The organism is Shinella sp. R2-11, from assembly GCF_055330205.1.
The window spans coordinates 131,160-157,065 of record NZ_JBVAPC010000004.1 but is presented as its reverse complement, the minus strand read 5'-3'; the positions used below and the strand labels follow the sequence as shown (position 1 = coordinate 157,065).

General features: G+C 66.6%; 26 protein-coding genes. 15 read left to right on the top strand and 11 right to left on the bottom strand.

Translation table 11 applies throughout. The features are described 5' to 3' along the window. Positions 1 to 73 precede the first annotated feature (73 nt). Genes ACZ1A1_RS12625 through ACZ1A1_RS12610 form a run of 4 tightly spaced genes read right to left on the bottom strand, consistent with a single transcriptional unit; the run spans position 74 to position 6,899 of the window. Positions 74 to 2,146, bottom strand: coding sequence for a hypothetical protein (locus ACZ1A1_RS12625; protein ID WP_463620222.1), 2,073 nt, complete (start codon positions 2,144 to 2,146; stop codon positions 74 to 76). A 1-nt stretch (position 2,147) separates the two neighbouring features. After that, positions 2,148 to 4,955, bottom strand: coding sequence for a DUF4159 domain-containing protein (locus ACZ1A1_RS12620; protein WP_463620221.1), 2,808 nt, complete (start codon positions 4,953 to 4,955; stop codon positions 2,148 to 2,150). Continuing rightward, a complete protein-coding gene (locus ACZ1A1_RS12615) occupies positions 4,952 to 5,872 on the bottom strand; it encodes a DUF58 domain-containing protein (RefSeq protein WP_415214301.1) in 921 nt (306 codons plus the stop codon). The genes ACZ1A1_RS12620 and ACZ1A1_RS12615 overlap by 4 nt, the downstream gene beginning before the upstream one ends. Positions 5,873 to 5,885: 13 nt before the next feature. Further along, complete coding sequence (locus ACZ1A1_RS12610) at positions 5,886 to 6,899, bottom strand: AAA family ATPase (RefSeq protein ID WP_463620220.1); 1,014 nt, start codon at positions 6,897 to 6,899, stop codon at positions 5,886 to 5,888. A 173-nt stretch (positions 6,900 to 7,072) separates the two neighbouring features. Here ACZ1A1_RS12610 and ACZ1A1_RS12605 point away from each other — a divergent pair, with 173 nt between their 5' ends. The 3 genes from ACZ1A1_RS12605 to ACZ1A1_RS12595 are packed head-to-tail and all read left to right on the top strand — an operon-like array spanning position 7,073 to position 9,575. Further along, positions 7,073 to 7,690 (top strand): DUF1285 domain-containing protein, encoded by a 618-nt coding sequence (locus ACZ1A1_RS12605; protein WP_463620219.1) that lies wholly within the window; start codon positions 7,073 to 7,075, stop codon positions 7,688 to 7,690. Next, positions 7,687 to 8,319, top strand: coding sequence for a CoA pyrophosphatase (locus ACZ1A1_RS12600; protein WP_463620218.1), 633 nt, complete (start codon positions 7,687 to 7,689; stop codon positions 8,317 to 8,319). Before ACZ1A1_RS12605 ends, ACZ1A1_RS12600 begins: the two co-directional genes overlap by 4 nt. After that, a complete protein-coding gene (locus ACZ1A1_RS12595; protein ID WP_463620217.1) occupies positions 8,316 to 9,575 on the top strand; it encodes a CCA tRNA nucleotidyltransferase in 1,260 nt (419 codons plus the stop codon). Before ACZ1A1_RS12600 ends, ACZ1A1_RS12595 begins: the two co-directional genes overlap by 4 nt. A 186-nt stretch (positions 9,576 to 9,761) precedes the next feature. Here ACZ1A1_RS12595 and ACZ1A1_RS12590 read toward each other — a convergent pair whose 3' ends face one another. The 3 genes from ACZ1A1_RS12590 to hemF form a co-directional block, all read right to left on the bottom strand. Next, complete coding sequence (locus ACZ1A1_RS12590) at positions 9,762 to 9,953, bottom strand: DUF1059 domain-containing protein (RefSeq protein WP_119256993.1); 192 nt, start codon at positions 9,951 to 9,953, stop codon at positions 9,762 to 9,764. A 126-nt stretch (positions 9,954 to 10,079) separates the two neighbouring features. Continuing rightward, a complete protein-coding gene (locus ACZ1A1_RS12585; protein WP_313193497.1) occupies positions 10,080 to 10,331 on the bottom strand; it encodes a hypothetical protein in 252 nt (83 codons plus the stop codon). 226 nt (positions 10,332 to 10,557) lie between these two features. Continuing rightward, positions 10,558 to 11,469, bottom strand: coding sequence for an oxygen-dependent coproporphyrinogen oxidase (hemF, locus tag ACZ1A1_RS12580; RefSeq protein WP_415214306.1), 912 nt, complete (start codon positions 11,467 to 11,469; stop codon positions 10,558 to 10,560). Positions 11,470 to 11,696: 227 nt separating this feature from the next. Between hemF and ACZ1A1_RS12575 the strand changes: the two genes are divergently transcribed. Together ACZ1A1_RS12575 and ACZ1A1_RS12570 are read left to right on the top strand one after the other, a co-directional pair. After that, on the top strand, positions 11,697 to 11,954 hold the full coding sequence (locus ACZ1A1_RS12575; protein ID WP_313193495.1) for a hypothetical protein: 258 nt from the start codon (positions 11,697 to 11,699) through the stop codon (positions 11,952 to 11,954). A 123-nt stretch (positions 11,955 to 12,077) separates the two neighbouring features. Further along, entirely contained in the window at positions 12,078 to 13,358 is a 1,281-nt protein-coding gene (locus ACZ1A1_RS12570) for a hemolysin family protein (protein WP_463620216.1), read from the top strand. Here ACZ1A1_RS12570 and soxR read toward each other — a convergent pair. Next, positions 13,355 to 13,825 (bottom strand): redox-sensitive transcriptional activator SoxR, encoded by a 471-nt coding sequence (gene soxR, locus ACZ1A1_RS12565; RefSeq protein ID WP_313193493.1) that lies wholly within the window; start codon positions 13,823 to 13,825, stop codon positions 13,355 to 13,357. The two genes, ACZ1A1_RS12570 and soxR, sit on opposite strands and share 4 nt — an antisense overlap. Positions 13,826 to 13,898: 73 nt before the next feature. On the opposite strand from soxR, the gene ACZ1A1_RS12560 reads away from it, so the two are divergent. Together ACZ1A1_RS12560 and ACZ1A1_RS12555 are read left to right on the top strand one after the other, a co-directional pair. Further along, positions 13,899 to 14,471, top strand: a complete 573-nt coding sequence (locus ACZ1A1_RS12560; RefSeq protein ID WP_463620215.1) for an NADPH-dependent FMN reductase — start codon at positions 13,899 to 13,901, stop codon at positions 14,469 to 14,471. After that, positions 14,468 to 15,676 (top strand): MFS transporter, encoded by a 1,209-nt coding sequence (locus ACZ1A1_RS12555; RefSeq protein ID WP_463620214.1) that lies wholly within the window; start codon positions 14,468 to 14,470, stop codon positions 15,674 to 15,676. The genes ACZ1A1_RS12560 and ACZ1A1_RS12555 overlap by 4 nt, the downstream gene beginning before the upstream one ends. Position 15,677: 1 nt before the next feature. Here ACZ1A1_RS12555 and ACZ1A1_RS12550 read toward each other — a convergent pair whose 3' ends face one another. Further along, the gene (locus tag ACZ1A1_RS12550; RefSeq protein WP_463620213.1) at positions 15,678 to 16,139 is read right to left on the bottom strand and encodes a tRNA (cytidine(34)-2'-O)-methyltransferase; all 462 of its coding nucleotides are present in this window, start codon (positions 16,137 to 16,139) and stop codon (positions 15,678 to 15,680) included. Between the two features lie 344 nt (positions 16,140 to 16,483). On the opposite strand from ACZ1A1_RS12550, the gene ACZ1A1_RS12545 reads away from it, so the two are divergent. The 8 genes from ACZ1A1_RS12545 (at position 16,484) to ACZ1A1_RS12510 (ending at position 24,641) form a co-directional block, all read left to right on the top strand. Continuing rightward, a complete protein-coding gene (locus ACZ1A1_RS12545) occupies positions 16,484 to 18,340 on the top strand; it encodes an ABC transporter ATP-binding protein (RefSeq protein ID WP_463620212.1) in 1,857 nt (618 codons plus the stop codon). A 103-nt stretch (positions 18,341 to 18,443) separates the two neighbouring features. Then, positions 18,444 to 18,716 (top strand): type II toxin-antitoxin system ParD family antitoxin, encoded by a 273-nt coding sequence (locus tag ACZ1A1_RS12540; protein WP_463620211.1) that lies wholly within the window; start codon positions 18,444 to 18,446, stop codon positions 18,714 to 18,716. Beyond that, the gene (locus tag ACZ1A1_RS12535) at positions 18,713 to 19,024 is read left to right on the top strand and encodes a type II toxin-antitoxin system RelE/ParE family toxin (RefSeq protein WP_463620210.1); all 312 of its coding nucleotides are present in this window, start codon (positions 18,713 to 18,715) and stop codon (positions 19,022 to 19,024) included. The genes ACZ1A1_RS12540 and ACZ1A1_RS12535 overlap by 4 nt, the downstream gene beginning before the upstream one ends. A 63-nt stretch (positions 19,025 to 19,087) precedes the next feature. Further along, positions 19,088 to 20,956, top strand: coding sequence for an ABC transporter ATP-binding protein (locus tag ACZ1A1_RS12530; RefSeq protein ID WP_463620209.1), 1,869 nt, complete (start codon positions 19,088 to 19,090; stop codon positions 20,954 to 20,956). Between the two features lie 263 nt (positions 20,957 to 21,219). Then, positions 21,220 to 21,798: a ubiquinol-cytochrome c reductase iron-sulfur subunit gene (petA, locus tag ACZ1A1_RS12525; protein WP_313193487.1), complete on the top strand. Its 579-nt coding sequence runs from the start codon at positions 21,220 to 21,222 to the stop codon at positions 21,796 to 21,798. A gap of 14 nt (positions 21,799 to 21,812) precedes the next feature. Further along, positions 21,813 to 23,081 (top strand): cytochrome b, encoded by a 1,269-nt coding sequence (locus ACZ1A1_RS12520; RefSeq protein WP_313193486.1) that lies wholly within the window; start codon positions 21,813 to 21,815, stop codon positions 23,079 to 23,081. A 26-nt stretch (positions 23,082 to 23,107) separates the two neighbouring features. Continuing rightward, positions 23,108 to 23,989 carry a cytochrome c1 gene (locus ACZ1A1_RS12515; protein ID WP_313193485.1) on the top strand — a complete coding sequence of 294 codons (882 nt, stop codon included), beginning with the start codon at positions 23,108 to 23,110 and terminating at the stop codon, positions 23,987 to 23,989. A 109-nt stretch (positions 23,990 to 24,098) separates the two neighbouring features. Further along, positions 24,099 to 24,641 (top strand): adenine phosphoribosyltransferase, encoded by a 543-nt coding sequence (locus ACZ1A1_RS12510; RefSeq protein WP_313193484.1) that lies wholly within the window; start codon positions 24,099 to 24,101, stop codon positions 24,639 to 24,641. A 217-nt stretch (positions 24,642 to 24,858) separates the two neighbouring features. On the opposite strand, the gene ACZ1A1_RS12505 is transcribed toward ACZ1A1_RS12510, so the two are convergent. Continuing rightward, a complete protein-coding gene (locus ACZ1A1_RS12505; protein WP_463620208.1) occupies positions 24,859 to 25,326 on the bottom strand; it encodes a MaoC family dehydratase in 468 nt (155 codons plus the stop codon). Continuing rightward, a complete protein-coding gene (locus ACZ1A1_RS12500; RefSeq protein WP_463620207.1) occupies positions 25,313 to 25,783 on the bottom strand; it encodes a MaoC family dehydratase in 471 nt (156 codons plus the stop codon). Before ACZ1A1_RS12500 ends, ACZ1A1_RS12505 begins: the two co-directional genes overlap by 14 nt. Between the last annotated feature and the right edge of the window lie 123 nt (positions 25,784 to 25,906).

Below are 25,906 nucleotides of genomic sequence, written 5' to 3'. Positions count from 1 at the left end.
TGCCTTCGGAAAAGGCGCGGGTCTGCCGGCCGCCTCCGGCCGTGCGGGGAGATTAGCGCAAATGCAGGGGAGGTCAACGCCCTTCGCGATACCACATGGCCGAGAAGGCGAGCAGCAGCAGGCCGACGCCGGCAAAGCCGGCGAAGAGCGGCAGCGAGTTGATGCCCTTCAGCACCGTCTCGTCCGTCATGTGCAGCGACAGCCGGTTCTCGTCGATGCTGCGCACCTGTCCGGAGACCGGCAGCAGCGGCGGCAGGGAGACGGCCTCGCCATTCTCGGCGACGAGCCGGCGGACCGTGCCCTTCGTGGCATCGGCGAGCGGCTTCAGCGTTTCGGTCGTCGAGATCGTCGCCTTGAATTCCGGGGCGTCGACCGCGCCGACATGGACGAGGGCGTTGAGGTCGCCATTGATGATCTCGTAGAGGCCCGTCTCGGCGGTCTGCACCTCGGCGCGGTAGAGGCCGGGCTCTGCCTCGGTGAGCGCCACGCGCTGCGTCTTGCCCGAGGGCAGCTTCAGCGTCGCCTCGCCCGGCGCGTCGCCGATGGTCTGGCGGTTGATCTGGAGCGTGCGGCCGAAGGTGCGCGCGGTCAGCGCCTCCTCCTCCAGCGCCGGTTCCTGCATCAGCCAGTGGGCGGTGCGCCGGTAGAGCGAGGCATGCGGGCCGCCGCCCTCGAAGCCGCGCGCCCAGAGCCAGCCCTGGTCGGAGAGGAGCATGGCGACGCGGCCCTTGCCGGCGCGGTTCAGCACCAGCAGCGGCTTGCCGTCATTGGCCTCCATGACGACATTGCCTTCCGGGCGCTCGACGTCGACGGTGCGGAACCAGCGGCCCCAATGGGGCGGCTCGTCGTTCGCGCCTTCGAGGCCGCGCGTGACGGGATGCTTCTTGCCCTGTTCGGAAAGCCGCGGATAGAAGGGCGCCTCGTTCATCGCGCCGGTCGGCGTCGCCGGCAGTACGGCCGAGAGCGGCGTGCCGGCGATGGAATCGTTGCCCGCATGCTCCGGCCCGGCCGCGATCAGCAGCGCGCCGCCATTCTCCACATATTGCGCGATGTTGTCGTAATAGAGGATCGGCAGCACGCCGCGGTGCTGGTAGCGGTCGAAGATGATGAGGTCGAACTCTTTGATCTTGTCGACGAAGAGCTCGCGCGTCGGGAAGGCGATCAGCGACAGTTCGTTGATCGGCGTGCCGTCCTGCTTTTCTGGCGGACGCAGGATGGTGAAGTGTACGAGGTCGATGGCCGTGTCGGACTTCAGCAGGTTGCGCCAGGCGCGCTCGCCGGCATGCGGCTCGCCGGAAACGAGCAGCACGCGCAGGTTCTCGCGGATGCCCTCGATGACGTGGACGGCGCGGTTGTTGGCGGTGGTGATCTCGCCTGTCACCGGCTCCACCTCGAACTCAAGGATGTTGTTGCCGCCGCGCGGCACGGTGAAGCCGAGCGGCTGCTCGGTGCCGGGCTGGGCGATCTCCGAGGCGATCTGGTTGCCATTGAGGCGGACGGTCACGCGGGCCGGCGTGTCCGGTCCCTTGCCGTCGTCCACCACGCGGAATTTCAGCTCCTGCTCCTCGCCGACGATGCCGAAGCGCGGCGCGCTGACCACCTCGATGCGGCGGTCGAACTCGTCCGGGCGGCCGGTGACGAGGGCATGGACCGGGGCGTCGAAGCTGGAGAAGGCGGAGGCCTCGGGAATGTCGTGCACCTGGCCGTCGGTGATGAGGATCGCGCCGCCGACGCGCGAGCGCGGCACATCGGCGATGGCGGCGTTCAGCGCGTCGAAGAGGCGGGTGGAGGGCGTGTCCGACTTGCCGTCGTCACCGGCTTCCACGATGCGCGGCTCGATGCGCGGATAGCGGGCGAAGCGCTCCTTGAGGCCTTCCAGCGCGGCATTGGTCTGAGCCGTGCGGTCCTCGTTGTCCTGGCTCTGGCTGCGGTCGACGATGACCGGCACGACGGTCGAGAGCGCCTCGCGATCCTCCTGCAGGAAGACCGGATTGGCGAGAGCGAGCACCAGGAGGGCGAGCGCCAGCGCGCGCAGGAAGGCGCCGCGCAGGCCGCGCCAGAAGCCGAGCGCGGCGAACGCGAGGCCCGCGGCGCCGATGAGGGCGATGGCGATCCAGGGCAGGAAGGGGGAGAACTGAAAGGTCATGTCACTGCCCCAGCCGTTCGAGCAGGGCGGGAACGTGCACCTGGTCCGCCTTGTAGTTGCCGGTGAGCATGTACATCATGATGTTGACGCCGGCGCGGAAGGCGTGTTCGCGCTGCACTTCGTCGGGCGGAATGGTCGGCAGGAGCGGCATGCCGTTGGCGTCGATCGCCCAGGCGCCGGCGAAATCGTTGCCGGTGATCATGATCGGCGACACGCCGTCGCCCGCGCGGGCGGGGCGTGACGGGTCCTCCTTGCGGTCGAGCTCCGCCTCGATCCACAGCGGGCCGCCGGCATAGCGGCCGGGGAAGTTGGCGAGCAGGTAGAAGGCCTTGGTCAGGACGTGATCGGCCGGGACGGGCTCCAGCGGCGGAATATCGAGATTGGCGAGGATCGCCTGCAGGCGCTCGGTGTTCGGGCTCGTCGAATTGCCGTCGAGCGAGACGAACTGGTCGCGCGTGTCGAAGAGCACCGTGCCGCCGTTGCGCATATAGGCGTCGATCCGGCTGATCGCGGTGCTGGAGGGCATTTCGGCCGAAGCGCTCACCGGCCAGTAGATGATCGGGTAGAGCGCCAGCTCGTCGCGCGAAATGTCGACGCCGACTGGCTCGCCGGGCTCCAGCGTCGTGCGGTAGGTGAGGAATTCCGTGAGGCCGGCAAGGCCGCGCTCGGAAATGCGGTCGACGTCGCTCTCGCCGGTGACGACATAGGCGAGATGTGTCGTATCGAGCCGCGACATCAGCAGCTCGTCCCCCGGCCTGGCATCGTTCGCACGGCTTTCGGAGGGCAGGCCCGCGAGCGTTCCGGCGGCGAGCGCCAGCAGTATCGCGGCGGTCACGCCGCGCTTCGGCACGCTGCGGGCCGCGGCGGCGAAGGCGCCGCCCATGAGGAGCACGATGGCGCAATCCGCCAGAAGCAGGAGGGCGGCGAGGGTGAAGAGATAGGGTTTCAGCGACCAGGTCTCCTTGCCGGCGAGCGGCTCGCGCTGGATGGAAGCGCCTTCGGGAAGCGCGAGCGGACGGATTTCATGGCCGGGCGGGAAGAGGTTGTGCGCGACATAGCCGTCCTCCGTGCCGTAGAGGCCGGGCGGGTTGTCGAAGCTGGCGATCTTCTTCGCGCCATCGACGACGAGCGGCCTTGCCTCGCCGGTCGCCGCGGCGAGCGTGCCACCCGCTGTCATCAGGCGGTAGGGCGGCAGGCCCTTCGCCTGTTCGCCGCCCTTCGCCGAGGCGCCGCTGCTGCGCGAGAGCTGCACGGTGCGGCGGAGCATTTCCACGAAATCGCCCGAGAGCGGCAGGTTGGACCAGCCGGTCTCCGCGCTGACATGGAAGAGCACGATGCTGCCGGCGCCGAGCGGGCCCGTCGTCACCAGCGGCGTGCCGTCGGCAAGGCTCGCCCAGGTGCGGTCGGCAAGGTCCGGCGTCGGCTCGGCGAGCACCTGGCGCTTGACGAGGATGTTTTCCGGCGCGCGCATGCCGAAGAAGGGGCTACCCGCCGGATAGGCCGATAGCGGCTGCGGCTCGGACCAGGAGAGCGCGCCGCCGAGCGCGCGCTCGCCCTTGCGCAGCATGACGGGCACCAGCGGGTCGTCGGCGGGCGCGGCGGCAAGGCGCGGGCCGGCGAAGCGGATCAGCATGCCGCCGCCTTCGATCCAGCGCTTCACCTTGTCCTGCACGTCGCCCGGCAGGCGGCCGATATCGGCCATGATGAGCACGGAAGGGTTCTGCTCGAGCAGTTCGGGGATCGCGACCGAGAGGTCGGCGATGCTCGGCTCGATCAGGTCGGCATAGGGCGCGAGGGCGCGGTTGATATAGTGCAGCGGCGAAAGCAGCGGCTGGGTATTGTCCACCACCTCGCCGGAAAGGAAGGCGACGCGGCGGCGGCGGAAGCCGTCGTCCAGGAGATAGGCGCCGCCGGCATTGGCGAGCCCGTCGATGGTGATGCGGGCGAAATCGTTGCGCAGCTCGAAGGGCGCGGTGATCGTGCCGGTCGTGGTCGTCGCACCGGCGGCGAAATCGGCGGTGCCGGCGGCGATCGGCCGGCCGTGGCCGTCATGCGCCGTCAGCGGCAGGCTGCGCGCCGGGCCGCCGTCGAGGCGGGTGAGGGTGACGGAAAGCGCATCCGCCCCGTTGGCCGCCGCGGTGACGGCGACGGCGGGTGCGCCATCGCCTGCGATCAGGCGGAAGTCGGCCGGGGAGAGGGTCTGCAGGGCCGCGACCGTGTCGTCGGTCGCCTCGCCCGCCATGCCGTCGGTGATGAAGGCGACGGTGCCGGGGCTTGCGCCGTCGAGCGCGGTGCGCAGCGCGGCGACGGCCGCCTTGCGGTCGGCCGGCAGCGGGCGCGGCTCGGCGGCGGCGAGGTGGTTGCGGGCCGTCACGGCATCGACCGGCACGGCATCCTGCTGGCGGTCGGCGGTCAGCACCAGCGAGACCGGCAGGTCGCGGCCTTCGGCATCGTCGATCAGCATGGAGGCGGTCTCGACGCGCTGCTTCCAGTCGGTGGCGGCGGCCCAGCTATTGTCCACGACGAGGACGAGCGGGCCGCCGGTCGCCAGCGTGCTGGTGCGCGGGTTGAAAACCGGGTCGGCGATGGCGAGGATGACGGCGGCGGCCATCAGCATGCGCAGCAGCGTCAGCCACCAGGGGCTCTGCGCCGGCGTCTCCTCGCGCTTGAGGATCGAGGCGAGGATGGCGAAGGGCGGGAAGACCTCGGTGACGGGCTTGGGCGGCGTCAGGCGAAGCAGCCACCAGATGACGGGCAACAGCACCAGCGCGGTCAGCACGGCGGGAAAGGCGAAGGCGAAAGCGCTCATCGGCCAATACCCTCCGTCTTCATCGCGGGCAAGCCGGAGAGATAGGCGTGCACGGCGACCAGCGCCTCGGAGGCGAGGCGGTCGGTGCGGTGGGTGATGAAGCTCCAGCCGAGATGGCGGAGATTGTCGGCGAGGGTCTCGCGCCGCGCGGCATAGGCGCGGGCATAGTCGTCCTTCAGCGTCTCGGCGCGGCCGGCCGTCAGCTTCATGCCGCTTTCGGGATCGGTGAACTCGGTGCGGCCGGCATAGGGGAAGAGTTCTTCCGCCGGGTCGGCGACCTCGACGACATGGCCGCGCAGGCCGCGCCGGGCGAGGGGGCCGAGGCGGTCCATCACGTCCGCGACGGGATCGAGGAAATCGCCGATCAGCACGATATCGCTGTTGCCACGGATCATGGCGGTGTCCGGCAGGCCATCGGCCGCGGGGTTGTGCATCAGGGCTGTCGCGAGGCGCTCGGCGGCGTTGCGCGCGGCGATCGGCTCCATGATGCCGGGGCAGCCGATGCGCTCGCCCGAGCGGGCGAGGATTTCGGCGAGCGCCAGCATGAGGACGAGCGCGCGGCTCTCCTTCGAGACGGCGCCGAAGGTGGACTTGTACATCATCGAGGGCGAAAGGTCGGCCCAGATCCAGACGGTGTGGGCGGCCTCCCATTCGCGGTCGCGCACATAGGTATGGTCGTCGCGGGCCGAGCGCCGCCAGTCGATGCGCGACAGGCTCTCGCCGTCGACATAGGGGCGGAACTGCCAGAAATTCTCGCCGATGCCGCGCTTGCGCCGGCCGTGCCAGCCGGCGATCACCGTGTTGGCGAGGCGCTGGGCCTCCACCATGCAGTCGGGAACGAGGGCGGCACGGGCCTGCGCCCGCGAGAGCACGTCGCGGGTCGGGGTCGGTTGGACGATCTGGCCGACGGATGCCATGCTTCTATCCTGTTCAGCCGCCCGCCTGCCGGACGAGATCGGCGATGACGTCGCGCACCGACATGCCCTCGGCGCGCGCGCCGAAGGTCAGCGCCATGCGGTGCTGGAGGACCGGCTCGGCAAGCGCCAGCACGTCGTCGACGGAGGGCGCGAGGCGGCCGTCATAGAGCGCGCGGGCTCTCGCGCAGAGCATCATCGCCTGGCCGGCGCGCGGGCCGGGGCCCCAGGCGACATGCCTGTCGGTGGAGGCGACGCCGTTGCCGGGGCGCGCCGAGCGCACCAGCGAGAGGATCGCGTCGAGCACCTTCTCGCTGACGGGCATCTGGCGGATGAGGGTCTGGATCTCGACGAGGCGGTCGGCGGAGATCGCGGCCCCCGCCTGCGCCTCGGTGACGCCGGTGGTTTCGAGCAGGATCTGCCGTTCGGCGGCAAGTTCCGGATAGTGCACGTCGACCTGCAGCAGGAAACGGTCGAGCTGGGCCTCGGGCAGCGGGTATGTGCCTTCCTGCTCCAGCGGGTTCTGCGTCGCCAGCACATGGAAGGGCTTCGGCAGGTCGTTGCGGGCGCCTGCGACCGTCACATGGTATTCCTGCATGGCCTGCAAGAGGGCGGACTGGGTGCGCGGCGAGGCGCGGTTGATCTCGTCGGCCATCAGGAGCTGGGTGAAGATCGGGCCGGGCACGAAGCGGAAGGAACGCTTGCCGTTCTCGTCCTGGTCCATCACCTCCGAGCCGAGGATATCGGAGGGCATGAGGTCGGGCGTGAACTGGATGCGGCTTGCGGAAAGGCCGAGCACCGTGCCGAGCGTGGCAACCAGCTTGGTCTTGGCAAGGCCCGGCACGCCGACCAGCAGCGCATGGCCGCCGGAGAGCACGGCGAGCATGGTCTGCTCCACGACGCTTTCCTGGCCGAAGATGACCTTGGCGACTTCCTGGCGGACGCGGGCGATATCGGAGAGCGCGCGTTCGGCGGCAGCGACCACCGCCTTCTCGTCGAGGCCCGCCTCGGAGGAATTCTGAACGCCCATGGTCGTCTCCAGTGCCGTTTGAAACCTTGGACGAATCGTGGCCCTGCCGCGCGCGTCCCTGTCCTGAGAGCTTATTAGCCCAGCCGTGGCTGACAAGCGGCCACGAAATGACTATCTCGTGTCTTAATCCACCTTTTCCTCTCGGGGAGATAGGGGTCAACCGGGACGGAACAATGGCAACAGGTGAAATTGGCGACAGCACGGATGCCGCGGGACTGGCCGCCCTGATCTCGCGCGCGAGCGCCGAGACCGGCGGACGCGGCCTGCCGCCCGTCGAGCGCTGGAACCCGCCGTTCTGCGGCGATATCGACATGGAGATCCGCGCCGACGGCACGTGGTTCTATCTCGGCACCCCCATCGGCCGCGCGCCGCTGGTGCGGCTTTTTTCCACGGTGCTGCGCAAGGACGAGGACGGGAAGACCTATCTGGTGACGCCGGTCGAGAAGGTCGGCATCCGCGTCGCGGACGCGCCCTTCCTCGCCGTCGAGATGAATGCGAGCGGGGAGGGCGCGGCGCAGGTGCTGACCTTCCGCACCAATGTCGGCGACGTGGTGGAGGCGGGAGTGGAGCATTCCTTGCGCTTCGTGATCGCCGGCGAAAACAGCGAGCTGAAGCCCTATCTCCTCGTGCGCGGCCGGCTGGAGGCGCTGGTCTCGCGGGCGGTGATGTACGATCTGGTCGAGCTCGGCGAGACGGTCGAGATCGACGGCGCGCCGATGTTTTCGGTGCGCTCGGGCGGCGTGGTCTTCCCGGTCATGCCGGCGGCCGAGCTGGATGCGTTGTCGCGATGAGCTTTGCGCCCTACAGCGCCGCGGAGTTCCGCCGCCGGGCCATCGAGCAGAGCCTGACGCTCGGCGAGGAGAGCTGGCGCGATCATGGCGACAGCCTGCTCAATCCCGGCGTCATTCCCCATCTGGAGGATATGAAGCTGCGCGATGCCGCCGTGCTGATCCCCGTCGTCGATCACGGCGAGGAGGCGCGCGTCATCTTCACCCAGCGCACGGCGACGATGCGCAAGCATTCCGGCCAGGTCGCCTTTCCGGGCGGGGCGGTGGACGCGGAGGACGAGGACGTCGAGGCGGCCGCGATGCGCGAGGCGGAGGAGGAGATCAGCCTCGACCGCCGCTTTGTCGAGCCGGTTGGCCGGCTGCCGCAGTACAAGGCGCTTTCCGGCTTCTCGATCACGCCGGTGCTGGCGGTCGTGCGGCCGGGTTTCGAGCTGATCCCGAACCCGGCGGAGGTGGAGACGGTCTTCGACGTGCCGCTCTCCTTCCTCATGGATCCGCGCAACCATGAACAGGGCAGCGGCATCTGGCTCGGTGGCGAGCGGCATTATTATCGCATGCCCTATGAAGGGCATAATATCTGGGGCATCACCGCCGGCATCGTGCGGGTGATCTATGAAAGGCTTTATGCATGACGTCTGTCTCGGGCGAGGCGTGGTTTTCCGATCCGGCGCTCGTGCGCGTACTGGCCTTGCTCAATAGCGACGGCGGCGAGGGGCGCGTGGCGGGCGGGGCCGTGCGCAACAGCCTGATGGGCCTGCCGGTGGCCGATGTGGATATTGCGACGACGCTGCGGCCGGAGGCCGTCGTCGAGCGCGCGAAGGCGGCGGGCATCAAGGCGGTGCCGACGGGCATCGAGCACGGCACGGTGACGCTGGTCATCGACGGCACCCCCTTCGAGGTGACGACGCTGCGCCGGGACGTTTCGACCAATGGCCGCCACGCGGACGTCGCCTTCGGCACGGACTGGCAGACGGACGCCGAGCGGCGCGACCTCACCATCAACGCGCTCTATGCGAAGCAGGACGGGACAGTGGTCGACCTGGTGAACGGCCTGCCGGATATCGAGAGCCGCACGGTCCGTTTCATCGGCGATGCGGCGACGCGCATCGCGGAGGATCACCTGCGCATCCTGCGCTTCTTCCGTTTCTTCGCGCTCTACGGCAGCGGCCGGCCGGATGCCGAGGGCCTGAAGGCCTGCGCGCGGGCGAAGGCGAGCCTTGCGAAGCTTTCCGCCGAGCGGGTCTGGTCCGAGACGAAGAAGCTGCTCGGCGCGCCCGATCCCGGCCGCGCGCTGCTCTGGATGCGGCAGGCGGGCGTGCTGACGGAAATCCTGCCGGAGACGGAAAAGTGGGGTATCGATGCGATCCCCGGCCTGATCGAGGCGGAAAAGGCCTTCGGCTGGAAGCCGGACGCGATGCTGCGCCTTGCCGCCATGGTGCCGGCCGACCGGGAACGGTTGAAGACGCTCGCCGGGCGCTTACGCTTTTCGAAGGCGGAGGCCGCGATGCTCGACCATTGGGCGGCCGCCCCCGAGATCGCGCCGAAACTTGCCGAGACGGCCTTCGACCGGCTGCTCTATCGCAATGGACCTTCGGGGCTGACCATGCGCCTCAAGCTGGCGCTCGCCGCCGCGCGCGCGCGCGGGCTCGGCGATCCCGAGGCGCTTGCCTTTTCCGGCCTCTGCCAGCGTCTTCTGGCGCGCGCGGAGAAATGGCGCAAGCCGTCCTTCCCGCTGACGGGTGCGGATGTGCTGGCCGCCGGTATTCCCGCCGGGCCGACGGTCGGCGCGGCGCTGTCGGCCATCGAGGACGAGTGGGTGGCCGGGAATTTTCATGAGGATCGGGCCAGGCTGCTTGCGCGGCTGGATGCCTTTGTGAAGGCTAATTAGCGCCCGAAAACCCCCTCTGTCTGCCGGCATCTCCACCACAAGGGGGGAGAAGGCAGGAGGCTTGCTCATCGTTTGAACTGGAATGCAGAGGGTGCTGCACGGTAAGCCCCTCCCCCTTGTGGGGAGGGGTTGGGGAGGGGTCTTGCCTCGCCGAATGCAATCCGGCCAGCGAAGAGCCTCCCTCCGTCAGGCGGCATCCGCCGCCTTTTCGTCGACGATGCGTTCCTTGATGTGCTCGACCATGCTTTCCCGGATGGTGGTTTCGCCATGGGCCGTGCGCATGTGCTCCACCGCGCGGCGGACGACTTCGGCGTCGTCATGGGCGCGCGTATGCCAGTCGCATCCGGGGACGAGTGAACCGCATTCAAAAAGTCTCATGACTATCTCCTGTCGTTTCAACGGGACGAGTATAGCAGATGAGGCCGTTCCGGCCAAACCGCGACGGGTCCGCGGCCGTATCGGCCGTCTTCGGAAACGGCGAAGGTTGCGTCCGGTTCCACGCCGTCAGGCGGCGTCCTCGTCCCTGGCCCAGCAGTCGAAGCAGGCGGACGAGCGGAGCGGCTCGGGCCTTGCCCTTCGCCCGGCGATGGCGTGGACGTTTTCGTGGGAAAGCCGCAGCCGGGCCTCCTCGACGAAATAGGCATGCGGCAGGTCCATGCCGCTCTCGGCGCGGATGGTTTCGGCGAAACGATCGAGAAAATCGGCGGATTGCGGGTCGAGGCCCGAATGCACTGCGTCTTGCATCGCATTGATCATGACTGCCTCCTCCGTGGAATCATGCTGGAAGCATTCTACCACGCAGGAAGGGCAAACCGTAATCACAAGCGTGCTAGGACCGATCGACATTCAGCCCATGCCGGCCTGCAAACGGCACTTTTCCGGGCTTCCGGTGCTCACGTACCGAAAGTACGCTGCGCTCCGGATCCCGGAAAAGCACCATTTTCGGCTCAGCCTGAGCTGAATGTCGATCGGTCCTAGCGGCTCACGGCCAGCGCACCACCGGGGGCATGGAGGAGAGGATGGAATCGACATTGCCGCCCGTCTTCAGGCCGAAGATCGTTCCCCGGTCGTAGAGCAGGTTGAACTCGACATAGCGCCCGCGTCGCACGAGCTGCTCGTCGCGGTCCTCCTCCGTCCAGCCCTTGTTGAAGTTGGAGCGGACGATCTTCGGATAGACCATGGCGAAGGCGCGGCCGACATCCTGCGTGAAGGCGAAGTCGGCATTCCAGCCGCCGAGCTCTTCCGGCGAATGCAGCCAGTCGTAGAAGATGCCGCCGGTGCCGCGCGGCTCGTTCCGGTGCTTGAGGAAGAAGTATTCGTCGCACCAGTCCTTGAACTTCGCATGGTCGGCGACGGGATGGCGGTTGCAGGCAATCTCCATCGCCTTGTGGAAGAGGGCGGTGTCCGGGTCGCTCATCACGCGGCGGCGGTCGAGCACCGGCGTCAGGTCCGCGCCGCCGCCGAACCAGCGGCTGGTGGTGACGACCATGCGGGTGTTCATGTGCACGGCCGGCACGTTTGGGTTCACCGGATGGGCGATCAGCGAGATGCCGGAGGCCCAGAAGCGCGGGTCTTCGCCGGCGCCGGGGATCTGCGTGCGGAATTCCGGCGAGAACTCGCCGTAGACCGTCGATGTATGGACGCCGACCTTCTCGAAGACGCGGCCTTCCATCATCGACATGCGCCCGCCGCCGCCTTCGCCGTCCTCGCGCAGCCAGTCCTTGCCGACGAAGCGGCCGGGCGGCAGATCGGAGAGGGGGCCTTCCAGCTCGTCCTCAAGGGCCTCGAAGCTGGCGCAGATGGCATTGCGCAACTGCTCGAACCAGGCGCGCGCCATGGCCTTCTTGTCTTCGATGTCCTCAGGCAGGCCCTTCGGCAGGTCTGGTCGTTCCATGATATTTCCCGCTGGGATGTTTCCCGCCGGCGGACGCACCGCCGAATCGCATTTCGGCCACAGTCGTTAAATTTGCCCTTTTTTGCAACCGCGGGGGCGAAATGAGCCGGCGGCGCGGGACTCGCAAAAGCGCGGGCGCTGGCCTATCTTCCTTTATTGAAAGTGCAGCAAGACGTTTCACGCGGCTTCGGGATGCAAGCGCCGGATCCGCCCTGGAGGAAACCTGCATGGCGCGCATTCCGGGACCGCCCCTCGAAGGCCTGAGGCGCCAGATCGAGCGCCGCCGCCGCGAAAAGCCCTTTCGCGGCGAGGGGCATTTCGTGCGCGAGACCTTCTGCCTCGAACGGCAGGCGGCGCGTGAGAAGGCGCGCGAATGGTTCGATCTCTGGCCGAAGGCCGCCTACTGGACGGAGGTGGAAAGCTGGCGGATGCTGGAGGGCGACCGCATCGAATTCACCATGCGCCGGCTGCCGAGCGCCGATTGAGGCGGGCCTGACGATACCGTGATCGGCAAGCTCGATTGACGGCGAACCCGTGCGCCCCTATCTTGCGGCCATCGTCATCAACAGAAAGGCGCCGTTGCGGTTCTCAAGCACGGCTCATAGTCCTTGTTCGAACTCGCGATCGCTGTCTTCCTCATTCTCCTGAACGGGGTTTTTGCCCTTTCCGAACTTTCCATCGTTTCCTCGCGCAAGCCGCGCCTCAAGACCATGGCCGCCCAGGGCTCGCGCGGCGCCGCATCGGCGCTGAAGCTTGCGGAAAACCCCGGGAAATTCCTCTCCACCGTCCAGATCGGCATCACGCTCATCGGCATCCTGGCCGGCGCCTTCTCCGGTGCCGCGCTCGGCGGGCGCCTGCGTGACATCCTCTTTGCCGAGGGCGTGCCGGACTGGCTCGCCGACCCGCTTGGCTACGGTATCGTCATCTTTCTCATCACCTTCCTGTCGGTCGTCATCGGCGAGCTGGTGCCCAAGCAGATCGCGCTGCGCAATCCCGAGCGCTTCGCGACGATGGTCGCGCCGGCCATGTCGCTGATGTCCAAGATCGGCGCGCCGGCCGTCTGGGTGCTGGACGCCTCGACGCGGGTGATCTTCCGCCTGCTCGGCCAGCACGAGATCTCCGAAAGCGTCGTCACCGACGAGGAGATCAAGACCATCGTCGCCGAAGCCGAGGCCGCCGGCGTCATCGAGGGCGGCGAGAAGCTGATGATCGCCGGCGTCATGCGCTTTTCCGACCGCGAGGCGCGCGGCCTCATGACCCCGCGCAACGATGTCGACTGGATCGACCTCGGCGATACGGTGGAGGAAATCCACCAGCAGCTCACCGAGAGCCCGCATTCGCGCATGCCGGTCGCCGATGGCGGGCCGGAAACCATCGTCGGCATCGTGCAGAAGCGCGAGATGCTCTCCGCCATTCTGACCGGCCAGCCGCTGGATATCCGCTCCTTCGTCCGCCCCGCGCCCATCGTGCCCGACACGATGGATGCGATGCGCGTGCTGGAGGCGCTGCGCAATTCGGAAGTGCCGATCCTGCTCGTCCATGACGAATACGGCCACTTCGAGGGGATCATTACCCCCGCCGACGTGCTGGAGGCGATTGCCGGCGTGTTCCGCGCCGATATCGAGGAAGGCGACGACGAATATGCGGTGCAGCGCGAGGACGGTTCCTGGCTCATCGCCGGCTCCATGCCCATCGATGAGATGGCCGACCGCCTCGGCCTGACTCTGCCGGCCCGCCGCAGCTACCAGACGGCCGCCGGCCTCGTCATCGAATCCCTCCAGAAGCTGCCGAAGACCGGCGAGATCACGGAAACCCAGGGCTGGCGCTTCGAGGTCGTCGACATGGACGGCCGCCGCGTCGACAAGCTTCTCGCCTCGCGGCTCGATTAAGCCGGATCGGGCTCGAGCAGTCTCGGGCCCGGGCCTTCCGCCGCCAGCGTATCCAGCGGATTGCGCAGCGGGCATTCGCGCATCGAAAGGCAGCCGCAGCCGATGCAGCCGTCGAGCTGGTTGCGCAGCTTGGTGAGCCGCGCGATGCGGTCGTCCAGCAGCGTGCGCCAGGTCTGCGAGAGCCTGCGCCAGTCCTGCGCGGTGAGCGGCCGGTCGTGCGGCAGCACGGAGAGCGCATCGGCGATCTCGGCCAGCGGAATGCCGGTGCGCTGGGCGACCTTGATCACCGCAACGCGGCGCAGGATGCTGCGCGGATAGCGCCGCTGGTTGCCGCGGTTGCGCTGGCTGCGGATCAGCCCCTTTGTCTCGTAGAAATGCAATGTGGAAACCGCGACGCCGCTGCGTTCGGCGACTTCGCCGACGCTGAGCTCGCGCGGCATGGCATCGTTCGGACATTTTTCCGTCATGGCTGTTGACCTCAACTTTACTTGAGGTTTTATACCAGCCGCTCCCTGCTTTTCCAACACGGAGCGAAACAGCATGACAGACAGACTGACCATTGCCCTCATCTATGGCAGCGGCCGGCAAGGGCGCTTTGCCGATACGATCGCGGGATGGCTGGAACCGGAGCTTGCCGGGTTCGGCCAATACGACGTCATCCGCATCGACCCGGCCGAGCTGGCCTTCACGCCCGGCGGCCTCGACGAAGCCTCGGCGGAGCGCGTCGAAAGCCAGATCCTGCAGGCGGATGCCTTCCTGATCGTCACGCCGGAATACAATCACGCCTATCCGGCGGCGTTGAAGGCGATCATCGATTGCTGCTTCCGGCCCTGGCACGCCAAGCCCATCGCCTTCGTCTCCTATGGCGGGGTCTCGGGCGGGCTCAGGGCGGTGGAGCAGTTGCGGCTGGTCTTCGCCGAGCTCCATGCCGTGGCGATCCGCGACACGGTGAGCCTTCCCCATGCCTGGACGCAGTTCGATCCCGCCGGCAACCCGTTCCGCCCCGGCCAGCTCAGCGGCCAGCTCGCCATGCTGATGAAGCGGCTGACCTGGTGGGCGAACGCGCTGAAGGCGGCGCGCATCGCGACGCGCTATGACGAGGTGGCGGCATGAGGCCCGATCAATACGCGACGGCCGAGGTCGCCCGCTCGCCGGAGGAATACCGGCGCAACGCGACGCTGCTTTTCGTCAGCACGCTCACCATCATGTCCGGCGCGACGATCTCCGCCTCGCTGCCGGGCATCGCGGCGCGGTTCGCCGAGGTGGAGAACGTCGCGCTGCTCAGCCGGCTCGTGCTGACGCTGCCGGCGGTGTTCATCGCGCTGTTCTCGCCGGCCGCGGGCTTTCTCGTCGACCGCTTCGGACGCAAGCCCCTGCTGCTCGCCTCGCTCGCACTCTTCGCCGTCGCGGGCGCCTCCGGGCTGGTTCTCGATACGCTGCCCGGCCTTCTTGCCGGCCGGGCGGTGCTCGGCATCGCCGTCGGCGGCATCATGACGGCGACGACGGCGCTGGTCGGCGACTTCTTCCAGGGGCCGGCGCGCGACCGCTACATGGGCCTGCAGCAGGCCTTCGTCGGCATCGGCGGAACGATCTTCCTGACGGGCGGCGGCTTCCTTGCGGAAATCCACTGGCGCGGGCCGTTCCTCATCTATACGGCGGCGATCCTGCTGTTGCCGGCGGCGCTGGCCTTCCTGCCGGAGCCGCAGCGCATGCGCCGGGCGGGGGCGACGGCGAGGGAGGCGAGGCTCGGCGGGCGAAGGGCGGCGCTGCTCGGCCTCCTGTTCCTCGCGGCGGCGATCAACATGATCGCCTTCTACATGATCCCGACGCAACTGCCCTTCCATCTGGAACGCCTCGGTTTTGCCGCGCCGAGCCTTGCGGGCACGGCCATCGGCGCGGGGCAGCTCGTCGGCGTGGCGAGCGCGCTCGCCTTCGCGCCCTTCAGGCGCCGGCTGGGAATCATGGGCGTCTTCGGCCTCGGCTTCGCATCCGCCGGGCTTTCCTTCCTCCTCCTGTCGATGGTGGAGAGCTATGTCGGCGTGCTTCTGGCCATGGCGGTCTCGGGCATCTGCATGGGCACGATCATGCCGAATTTCGCCGCGGCTGCGATGCTATTGGCGCCGCCCGCCCTGCGCGGGCGCGTTTCCGGGCTGCTCGTCTCCAGCATCTTCGCCGGCCAGTTCCTCTCGCCCATCGTCTCGCAGCCGCTGATCGGCCGCTTCGGATATGGAGGCGCCTATGGGCTCGTCGGGGCCGTGGTGCTGGCCATCGGCCTCGTCGCCTTCGCCGCGCGGCCGGCGCGGTCGGGCGATGGCTAGGTCAGGCAAAGCCCGTCTGGCGCAGCGCCTCGCCGCAGATCATCGCGGCGGAGAGCGCGACATTGATCGAGCGCTGGCCCTCGACCATGGGAATGAGCACCCGGCCGTCCGCCGTCTTGTGCACCCGGTTCGGCACGCCGGCGCTTTCGCGGCCGAAGAGCAGGATATCATCCGGCCGGTAGGCGAAATCCGTATAGAGGCCCGCCGCCTTCGTCGAGGCGAGCACCAGCCGGCGGCCGCTCGCCGCCCGCCATTCCTCGAAACGGTCCCAGCTGACATGCCGCGTCAGCGTCACGGCGGCGAGGTAATCCATGCCGGCCCGCTTCAGGCTGCGGTCGGAAATGTCGAAGCCCGCCGGCTCGACGATGTCCACCGCAAGGCCGAGGCACGCGGCGAAACGCAGGATCGTGCCGGTATTGCCGGCAATGTCGGGCTGGTAGAGGGCGATGCGCAGGTCGGACATGGCCTGTCGCCTAGCCCGGATGTGGCGGCATGGCAACAGGATTGGCGCGAGCGGCGATTTTGCGACAAAGCATCTGGAAAATTGCGCCGTTTCGCGCTAACCAGAGCGCATCTGAAACGCGAGACAAGGGAGGATCATGATGGATATCACGCATCGGCACCGCCTCCCGGCCGGATTCACGCCGCTTCTCGCCTAGGCATTTCGCCGCCCGGATTCCCAGATCGCCTTCATTTCAATTCGCCCTGTGACGCTTTCCGTCGCGCGGCAACCGACCGGAACCCCTTTCCGACAGCGCCCGTTTTGCGCCGTCCGCGCCGGTTCGGTCTTTCATTACGGAGAAAGCCATGTTCGGCTGGTTCGAAAGACGCTTGAATCCCTATCCCGCGGAGGCGCCCTCGCTTCCGCCCAAGGGGCTTTTCGCCTTCCTTTGGCACTATACCCGCCCCGCGGCGCCGTGGCTTTTCGTGCTCGGTTTCTGCTCGATGGTGCTCGGCATTGCGGAAGTGCTGCTCTTCCAGTTCCTCGGTAATATCGTCGACTGGCTGTCCGCGGGCGATCCGGGCACGTTCCTCGCTCGCGAGAGCGGCACGCTGGTCTGGATGGCCGTGCTGCTGCTCGTCCTCATCCCGGGCTTCGGCGCGCTGCACACCATGACCATGCACCAGGCGCTCGCGGGCAATTTCCCGATGATCGCCCGCTGGCAGATGCACCGCTACCTGATCCGCCAGAGCATGACCTTCTTCTCCAACGAGTTCGCCGGCCGCGTCTCGACGAAGGTGATGCAGACGGCGCTCGCCGTGCGCGAGACGGTGATGAAGATCATCGACGTCTTCATCTATGTGGTGAGCTACTTCGTCTCGATGATCGCGATCATCGCCTCGGCGGACCTGCGGCTCGTCGTGCCGCTGGTCGTGTGGTTCGTCTTCTATGTGAGCATCCTGCGCTACTTCGTGCCGAAGCTGATGGTGGTTTCGCGCGAGCAGGCGGATGCGCGCTCGATGATGACGGGCCGCATCGTCGACAGCTACACCAACATCGCGACCGTCAAGCTGTTCTCGCATGCCGGCCGGGAGGAGACCTATGCCCGCGAGGGCATGGACGGTTTCCTGCAGACCGTGCACAAGCAGATGCGGCTCATCACGCGGTTCAACATCCTGATCGATCTCAACAATGTCGTCGCGATGTTCCTGACCGCCGCCGTCGGCATCCATTTCTGGATGGCGGGCGACGTGACGGTGGGGGCAGTCGCCGTTGCCGTCGGCCTTTCCATGCGCATCAACGGCATGTCGCAATGGGTGATGTGGGAAGTGACCGCGCTCTTCGAGAATATCGGCACGGTCTATGACGGCATGGGCATGATGACCAAGCCGCACGACATCGAGGACAAGCCGCAGGCTCCGGCGCTGCCGGCCGCCAGGGGCGCCATCGCCTTCGACCGCGTCCGCTTCCACTACGGCAAGAACAAGGGCGTGATCGAAGACCTGTCGCTCAATATCGGTGCGGGCGAGAAGGTCGGCCTCGTCGGGCGTTCCGGCGCCGGCAAGACGACGCTGATGAACGTGCTGTTGCGGTTCTACGATCTCGAATCCGGCCGGATCACCATCGACGGCAAGGATATCGCGACGGTGACGCAGGACAGCCTGCGCTCGCAGATCGGCGTGGTGACGCAGGATACCTCGCTGCTGCATCGCTCGATCCGCGACAACATCGCCTATGGCAAGCCGGATGCGAGCGACGCGGAGATCATCGAGGCGGCCAAGCGCGCCAATGCCTGGGAGTTCATCGAGAGCCTCAGCGACCAGCAGGGCCGCTCCGGCCTCGACGCGCAGGTCGGCGAGCGCGGCGTGAAGCTCTCCGGCGGCCAGCGCCAGCGCATCGCCATCGCCCGCGTCTTCCTGAAGGACGCGCCGATCCTGGTGCTGGACGAGGCGACCTCGGCGCTCGATTCCGAGGTCGAGGCGGCGATCCAGGAAAACCTCTTCGCCCTCATGCAGGGCAAGACGGTGATCGCCATCGCCCACCGCCTCTCGACGCTGACCGAGATGGACCGCCTCGTCGTGCTCGACAAGGGCCGCATCCGCGAGATGGGCACCCATGCCGAGCTGGTCGCCAACGGCGGTATCTACGCCGACCTGTGGACCCGCCAGTCCGGCGGCTTCATCGCCGACGACACGGCCGAGGCGGACGCGGCGGCGGAGTAAGGAAACGACGGCGCCCCGCCCATGGCGGGGCGTTTTCATAACTGTTCTTATCTATTGGTATGAGCGCTTAGGAATGCTATCTTGCCGGCAAAGGAGCATTCCAATGGCGACGATCACCATTTCCCTGCCTGACACCTTGAAATCCTTCGTCGAAAGCCAGATTGAGGCGAAGGGATACGGCAATGTCAGCGAATATTTCCGCAGTCTCTTGCGCGATGCCCAGGAAAAAGAAAACGAAGCGCGGCTCGAGGTCCTCTTGCTGGAAGGGCTGGCTTCCGGCAACGGAAACGTGCCCGATGCTGCCTTCTGGTCGGACCTGAAGTCCGAGGCGGCTCAGCTTCTTGCAGCACGCCCCCGTAAAAGCGGTGTACGTTGAAAACGACTGTCCTCCCGTCCGCCCGTGCCGATATCCTCAAGCAGATCGGGTATTTCATCGATCTCGGACTGGATCCGGTGGCCGACCGCTTCCTCGCGGCCGTGCGCATGGCGATCGATCATGTCTCAAACACGCCGCATGCGGGGTCGCCGCGGCCGATGAAGAATCGCCGGCTGCTTGGCTTGAGGACATGGTCCATTGGCGGATTCGATGAGATAAAGCTCTATTATCTCGTAACGGACGACGAGCTTGTCATCGTGCGCGTCCTTCACGGGCGCCGGGACATCGAGGGTATTCTGGAGGTGTAGTCCCTTCGGCCACCTTGCCGATCTTTAATTTGCCCGCCGTGCAAAACGGCCTATATCGGGGGCATGATCTTCCGGCCGCTTTTCTCCTTCTTCGAGAACTGGATACAGCCCTTCGCGCGGCGGGATGACCTGCGGCCGCCGCAGGGGCTCTTTGCCTTCGTCTGGTTCTATGTGCGCCAGGCCAAGGCGCCGTTCGCGGCGCTTCTGGTGCTGGGCGGCATCACGGCGGGGATCGAGGCGGCGACGTTCTGGTTCGTCGGGCGGCTCGTCGACATGCTGGCGACGGTGAAGCCGGGCGAGGGGTGGGGCGGGCTTCTGGCCGCGCACGGGACGGAGCTCCTGATGATGCTCGGGCTCATCGGCGTGGTACGCTTCGTCGTCGCCTTCCTGACGGCGCTCGTCGACCAGCAGGTCATCACCCCCGGCTTCTACAATCTGGTGCGCTGGCAGTCCTATGTGCATGTCGCGCGCCAGTCGCTCTCCTTCTTCCAGAACGACTTTTCCGGCCGCATCGTCACCAAGGTCTGGTCGGCGGGGCAGGCGACGGGCGATGTCATCACCTCCTTCATGGAGAGCATCTGGTTCGTGACGATCTACACGGCCTCCACGCTCGTTCTGCTCGGCCAGCTCGACATGCGGCTGGCAGCGGTCCTCTTCGTCTGGCTGGCGGTCTTCGCGGTGCTGGCGCGCTATTTCGTGCCGCGCATCCGCGAGCATTCGCGCCTTTCGGCCGAGGCCGCCTCGATGATCAGCGGGCGCATGGTCGATGCCTATTCCAATATCCAGACCCTGAAGCTCTTCGGCCGCGACGAGGCGAACGACCGCTACATGCGCAGCGGCTTCGATACGTTCCAGGGCACGATCCTCGCCTTCACGCGGCTCCTGACGTCGCTGCGCGCCTCGCTCGCCTTCCTTTCCGGGCTGATGATCGCCGGCATGGCGGTGCTGTGCATCCATCTCTGGCTCGGCGGCATCATCAGCTCGGGCGCCGTCGCCTTCACCATGGCGCTGGTGCTCAGGCTCAACTTCCTGCTCAACCGCCTGATGACGCAGCTCAACAGCATCATGCGCAATATCGGCACGATCCAGAATTCGGCCGACCTCATCTCCCAGCCGATCGGCCTCGTCGACCGGCCGGACGCCGCCACGCTGACGGTCGCGCGGCCGGAGATCCGCTTCGAGAACGTCCGTTTCCACTACGGCCGCCCCTCGGGCGTCATCGACGATCTCTCGCTGTCGATCAGGCCGGGCGAGAAGGTCGGCATCGTCGGGCGGTCGGGCGCGGGCAAGTCGACCCTCGTCAACCTGCTGCTGCGTTTCTACGACCTGGAGGGCGGGCGCATTCTCGTCGGGGGCGAGGACATCGCCGCGGTCACGCAGGAGAGCCTGCGCGCCAATATCGGCATGGTCAGCCAGGATACGGCGCTGCTTCACCGCTCGATCCGCGACAACATCCTCTTCGGCAATCCGGACGCCAGCGAGGCGGAGATGATCGAGGCGGCGCGTAAGGCCGAGGCGCACGATTTCATCCTCGCGCTGGAAGACCAGCGCGGCCGCAGGGGCTACGACGCCCATGTCGGCGAGCGCGGCGTCAAGCTCTCCGGCGGCCAACGCCAGCGCATCGCCATCGCCCGCGTCATGCTGAAGGATGCGCCGATCCTCGTGCTCGACGAGGCGACGTCGGCGCTCGATTCGGAAGTGGAGGCCGCCATCCAGTCGAACCTGGAACGCTTGATGCGCGGCAAGACGGTACTCGCCATCGCCCATCGCCTCTCCACCATCGCCGCGCTCGACCGGCTGATCGTGCTCGATCACGGCCGCATCGTGGAGGAGGGCACGCATGGCGAGCTGGTGGCGCGGGGCGGGCTCTATGCGGATCTCTGGTCGCGCCAGTCGGGCGGTTTCCTCGGCCACGAGGCGGCGGCGCAATAGCAACGCCAGACGCCGTTTTTCCCTCGCTTTTTCAAGCCGGAAGCGCTGAAGGTTCAAGGCGATGCCTGCGGCTTGTCAAGATGCCCCGTTTTTCCCGCGACAATGTGCCCACCTCCTCTTGCCAAGGCTGGACATAATTTGCGATCAAGCATAGAACGCGCCGGATTGACGGGGAATCTATGGCCGTATTGTGTCCGGATCTTGCCGGTTTCCAAAGGGGCGTTGCGGTTTCCGCAGACATTGCGTGAGAGGATGGTTTAGCCGTGAGCGAACACGAGACAACAAGCGAATCCCTGGGCGAGCCCACTCGCCGCGACTTCCTTTACCTGGCCACCGGCATGGCGGGCGTCGTGGGCGGCGTGGCGGTTGCCTGGCCGTTCATCGACCAGATGCGCCCGGATGCATCGACGCTGGCGCTCGGCGCCATCGAAGTCGACGTCTCCAGCCTGACGCCCGGCATGTCCCTGACCGTCAAGTGGCGCGGCAAGCCCGTCTTCATCCGCAACCGCACGGACCAGGAAGTCGAGGAAGCCAAGGCCGTCGCGCTTGCCGACCTCAAGGACCCGGTTGCCCGCAATGCCAACATCGCGGCCGACGCACAGGCGACCGACCTCGACCGCTCGGCCGGGGAGAGCCGGGAGAACTGGATCATCATGGTCGGCGTGTGCACCCATCTCGGCTGTATTCCGCTCGGCCAGGCCGGCGACTTCGGCGGATGGTTCTGTCCCTGCCACGGTTCGCACTATGACACTGCCGGTCGTATCCGTAAGGGTCCGGCCCCGCAGAACCTCGCCGTGCCGACCTTCTCGTTCATTTCCGACACAGTCATCAAGATCGGTTGAGGGGACTACTGATAATGAGTGCTGAACATTCAACCTACCAGCCGACGACTGGCATCGAAAAATGGGTCGATTCGCGCCTGCCTCTGCCGCGCATGATCCATGACAGCTTCGTTTCCTATCCGGTTCCGCGCAACCTGAACTATGCCTACACCTTCGGCGCCATGCTGTCGGTGATGCTCGTCGTGCAGATCCTGACCGGCATCGTGCTCGCCATGCACTATGCGGCCGAAACGACCGTCGCGTTCAACTCGGTCGAGAAGATCATGCGCGACGTGAACCACGGCTGGCTGCTGCGCTACATGCACGCCAACGGTGCGTCCTTCTTCTTCATCGCGGTCTATCTGCACATCGCCCGCGGCCTCTACTACGGCTCCTACAAGGCGCCGCGCGAAATCCTCTGGATCCTCGGCGTGGTGATCTACCTGCTCATGATGGCCACCGGCTTCATGGGCTACGTTCTGCCCTGGGGCCAGATGTCCTTCTGGGGCGCGACGGTCATCACCGGCTTCTTCTCGGCCTTCCCGTGGGTCGGCGAGTGGATCCAGCAGTTCCTGCTCGGCGGCTTCGCGGTCGACAACCCGACGCTGAACCGCTTCTTCTCGCTGCACTACCTGCTGCCCTTCATGATCGCTGGCGTCGTCGTCCTGCACGTCTGGGCGCTGCACGTCACCGGCCAGACCAACCCGACCGGCGTCGAGGTGAAGTCCAAGACCGACACGGTCGCCTTCACGCCCTATGCGACGCTGAAGGACGCCCTCGGCGTCTCGGTCTTCCTGATCGTCTTCGCCTGGTTCATCTTCTACATGCCGAACTATCTCGGCCACCCGGACAACTACATCCCGGCCGACCCGCTGAAGACCCCGGCCCACATCGTTCCGGAATGGTACTACCTGCCGTTCTACGCGATGCTGCGCGCCATCACCTTCAATGTCGGCCCGATCGACTCGAAGCTCGGCGGCGTCCTCGTGATGTTCGGCGCGATCATCGTGCTGTTCTTCCTGCCGTGGCTCGACACCTCCAAGGTCCGCTCCGCCGTCTACCGTCCGTGGTACAAGCTGTTCTTCTGGATCTTCGTGGCGAACGCCATCATGCTCGGCTGGCTCGGCGCACAGCCCGCTGAAGGCATCTACGTCGTCCTTTCCCAGCTCGGCACGCTCTACTACTTCGGCTTCTTCATCGTCCTCATGCCGCTCCTCGGCCTGATCGAAACCCCGAAGCGCATTCCGAATTCGATCACGGAAGCGGTTCTGGAAAAGAAGAACGCTAAGCTGGCCAAGGCCTGAGACGAGCGACGAAAGGAACCATGACAATGAAAAAGCTTGTTGCAGGCATTCTGTCGCTCGCCCTCGTCGCCGGCCTCGGCGTCTCCCTCGCCACGGCGCAGGAAGACCATGCTGCTGCCGGCGGTGCGGAAGCGGAACACGCGACGCCTCACTATCCGATCCACCACCCGAAAGAGCAGAACTGGAGCTTCGCCGGTCCCTTCGGCAAGTATGACAAGGGCCAGCTCCAGCGCGGCCTGAAGGTCTACACCGAAGTCTGCTCGGCCTGTCACTCGATGAGCCTGGTGTCCTTCCGCACGCTGGAAGGCCTTGGCTACTCCGAGGCGCAGGTAAAGGCCTTCGCGGCGAACTACGAAGTGCAGGACGGCCCGAACGCGGACGGTGACATGTTCACCCGCAAGGCCATCCCGTCCGACCACTTCCCGTCGCCCTACGCCAACCACGAAGCGGCCGCCGCCTCGAACAACGGCGCGGCCCCGCCGGACATGTCGCTGCTCGCCAAGGCGCGCGGCATCACCCGCGGCTTCCCGCAGTTCGTCTTCGACATCTTCACTCAGTACCAGGAAGGCGGGCCGGACTACATCTACTCGCTGCTGACGGGTTACGACGAAGAGGTGCCGGCGAATATCGAACTTGCGGAAGGCACGCACTACAACCCGTATTTCGCTGGCGCAGCCGCGCTTGCGATGGCAAAGCCGATCTCCGACGACCAGGTCACCTATGACGACGGCTCGCCGCAGACGGTCGACCAGTACGCGCACGACGTCGCCGCCTTCCTGATGTGGGCCGCCGAGCCGCACCTGGAAGAGCGCAAGCGCACCGGCTTCATGGTCATGGTCTTCCTGGTGATCTTCACCGGCCTGATCTACCTGACGAAGAAGTCGGTCTACGCGAACAAGGAACATTGAGCGGCCTTTCCGCTCTGTCGAAAAGGCGGCCTTCGGGCCGCCTTTTTTGTTGTGGGGCACGCATGCACCTGCAATAACCGGGCGAAGCCCTCCGCAGTCGGGAAATCCCATGTCCAGTCTTGAGCAAGAACTCGTCGCCGCGATCCGCAACATCCCGGACTATCCCAAGCCGGGCATCATGTTCCGCGACATCACCACGCTGCTCGGCAATCCGCGTGCCTTCCGCCGCGCGGTGGACGAACTGGTGCATCCCTATGCCGGCATCGGCATCGCCAAGGTCGCGGGCATCGAGGCCCGCGGCTTCATCCTCGGCGGCGCCATGGCGCACCAGCTGTCGACCGGCTTCGTGCCGATCCGCAAGAAGGGCAAGCTGCCGCACGAGACCGTGCGCGTGGCCTACAGCCTGGAATACGGCGTGGACGAGATGGAGATGCACAAGGACGCCATCACGCCCGGCGAGAAGGTGATCCTCGTCGACGACCTGATCGCCACCGGCGGCACGGCGGAAGCGGCCGTCAAGCTTCTGCGCCAGATGGGGGCCGATATCGTCGCCGCCTGTTTCGTCATCGACCTGCCGGACATCGGCGGCCGCAGGAAGCTGGAGGCGCTCGGCGTCGAGGTGCGCACGCTGGTGGCGTTCGACGGGCATTGAGCGTGTTGGTCTGAATCTCTCGATTGGTTTGGGGTGTTCGGCCCCTCATCCGGCCTGCCGGCCACCTTCTCCCCGCAAGCGGGGAGAAGGAGATATGCCGCACCGGTTTCCCAAGCTTTCAACGCTGCGTGGGGCACGTCCTCTCTCCCCGCTTGCGGGGAGAGGGTTAGGGTGAGGGGCAAAAGGCGGCACGCCGGAAAAGTCCGGCCCGCCGCCGTCAGACGAACTCCAGCACCGTGCTCTCGAAGCGGATGACCGGCTCGCCGTTCTGGTTCCGGCCGGCGCAGAGGATCGTGTTCAAGCGCCGGTCCGTCCGCGAGGCGATCGCGCGGGAGCCGATGAGCGTCACCGAATAGGTGATCGTGTCGCCGGCGAAGACCGGCTTCAGCCAGGCGAGCCTGGTGAAGCCCGGGGAGGGGCCGAGTTTCGGCGGCTCGATGCCTTGGGCGGCAAGGCGCCTGCATTCGTCCGCCCAGAACGACACGAAGCATTTCATCCATCCGGCGCTGGTGTGCCAGCCGGAGGCGCAGAGCCCGCCGAAGAGGGCATTCCTCGCCAGTTCCGGATCGAGGTGGAAGGGCTGCGGGTCGAAATCCCGCGCGAAGCGCACGATGTCCTCGGCGGTGAAGGCGAGGCTTCCGACCTCGACGGCCTCGCCCGTCGGATAGAGCTCAGCCATGCGCATGGTCGGCACCCTTTCCGGCAAGACGCAGCATGTTGATATAGTCGCAGACCGCGACGATCTCGCCGCGCTGGTTCGTCACCTCGGCGCGCATGCGCACGATGCCGAGCTCCGGGCGCGAGCGCGAGACGCGGGCCTCCAGCACCTCGCAATGGCCGCCGAGCGTGTCGCCGGCAAGCACCGGGCGTTTCCATTCCATGCTGTCGACGCCGGGCGAGCCTTCCGAGGTGGAGCCGTCGAGATAGGCGTCGAAGAGCATGCGCATCATGATCGCGCTGGTGTGCCAGCCCGAGGTGGCGAGCCCGCCGAGGATGCTGGCACGGCCGGCTTCCTCGTCCATGTGCATCGGCTGCGGATCGAACTCGCGTGCGAAGGCGATGATCTCGTCCGCCGTCAGCGTCCGCTTCGTAAAATCGAAGCGGCGGCCCGGGGGAAAGTCTTCGAATGTATAATTGGCCACGTCCGGTCGTCCTGTTGCGGGCGAACAATGGCGAGCGCGGCGTTGTTTTGCAAGGGCTTGCCAGCCGGCGGGGCGTCGCTAGAGTTTGTCAGGTTCAGAATGAAACTGACAAACTCTAATGTG

Bases quoted from the DNA above. Each gene is read 5' to 3' on its own strand.
- ACZ1A1_RS12560 (WP_463620215.1), top strand. From the start codon at position 13,899: ATGACAGACAGACTGACCATTGCCCTCATCTATGGCAGCGGCCGGCAA.
- ACZ1A1_RS12575 (WP_313193495.1), top strand. From the start codon at position 11,697: ATGGCGCGCATTCCGGGACCGCCCCTCGAAGGCCTGAGGCGCCAGATC.
- ACZ1A1_RS12510 (WP_313193484.1), top strand. From the start codon at position 24,099: ATGTCCAGTCTTGAGCAAGAACTCGTCGCCGCGATCCGCAACATCCCG.
- ACZ1A1_RS12555 (WP_463620214.1), top strand. From the start codon at position 14,468: ATGAGGCCCGATCAATACGCGACGGCCGAGGTCGCCCGCTCGCCGGAG.
- ACZ1A1_RS12530 (WP_463620209.1), top strand. From the start codon at position 19,088: ATGATCTTCCGGCCGCTTTTCTCCTTCTTCGAGAACTGGATACAGCCC.
- ACZ1A1_RS12585 (WP_313193497.1), bottom strand. From the start codon at position 10,331: ATGATCAATGCGATGCAAGACGCAGTGCATTCGGGCCTCGACCCGCAA.
- ACZ1A1_RS12540 (WP_463620211.1), top strand. From the start codon at position 18,444: ATGGCGACGATCACCATTTCCCTGCCTGACACCTTGAAATCCTTCGTC.
- ACZ1A1_RS12620 (WP_463620221.1), bottom strand. From the start codon at position 4,955: ATGAGCGCTTTCGCCTTCGCCTTTCCCGCCGTGCTGACCGCGCTGGTG.
- ACZ1A1_RS12625 (WP_463620222.1), bottom strand. From the start codon at position 2,146: ATGACCTTTCAGTTCTCCCCCTTCCTGCCCTGGATCGCCATCGCCCTC.
- ACZ1A1_RS12550 (WP_463620213.1), bottom strand. From the start codon at position 16,139: ATGTCCGACCTGCGCATCGCCCTCTACCAGCCCGACATTGCCGGCAAT.
- ACZ1A1_RS12610 (WP_463620220.1), bottom strand. From the start codon at position 6,899: ATGGGCGTTCAGAATTCCTCCGAGGCGGGCCTCGACGAGAAGGCGGTG.
- ACZ1A1_RS12520 (WP_313193486.1), top strand. From the start codon at position 21,813: ATGAGTGCTGAACATTCAACCTACCAGCCGACGACTGGCATCGAAAAA.
- ACZ1A1_RS12545 (WP_463620212.1), top strand. From the start codon at position 16,484: ATGTTCGGCTGGTTCGAAAGACGCTTGAATCCCTATCCCGCGGAGGCG.
- ACZ1A1_RS12505 (WP_463620208.1), bottom strand. From the start codon at position 25,326: ATGCGCATGGCTGAGCTCTATCCGACGGGCGAGGCCGTCGAGGTCGGA.
- ACZ1A1_RS12590 (WP_119256993.1), bottom strand. From the start codon at position 9,953: ATGAGACTTTTTGAATGCGGTTCACTCGTCCCCGGATGCGACTGGCAT.
- soxR (WP_313193493.1), bottom strand. From the start codon at position 13,825: ATGACGGAAAAATGTCCGAACGATGCCATGCCGCGCGAGCTCAGCGTC.
- ACZ1A1_RS12515 (WP_313193485.1), top strand. From the start codon at position 23,108: ATGAAAAAGCTTGTTGCAGGCATTCTGTCGCTCGCCCTCGTCGCCGGC.
- ACZ1A1_RS12595 (WP_463620217.1), top strand. From the start codon at position 8,316: ATGACGTCTGTCTCGGGCGAGGCGTGGTTTTCCGATCCGGCGCTCGTG.
- hemF (WP_415214306.1), bottom strand. From the start codon at position 11,469: ATGGAACGACCAGACCTGCCGAAGGGCCTGCCTGAGGACATCGAAGAC.
- ACZ1A1_RS12615 (WP_415214301.1), bottom strand. From the start codon at position 5,872: ATGGCATCCGTCGGCCAGATCGTCCAACCGACCCCGACCCGCGACGTG.
- ACZ1A1_RS12605 (WP_463620219.1), top strand. From the start codon at position 7,073: ATGGCAACAGGTGAAATTGGCGACAGCACGGATGCCGCGGGACTGGCC.
- ACZ1A1_RS12600 (WP_463620218.1), top strand. From the start codon at position 7,687: ATGAGCTTTGCGCCCTACAGCGCCGCGGAGTTCCGCCGCCGGGCCATC.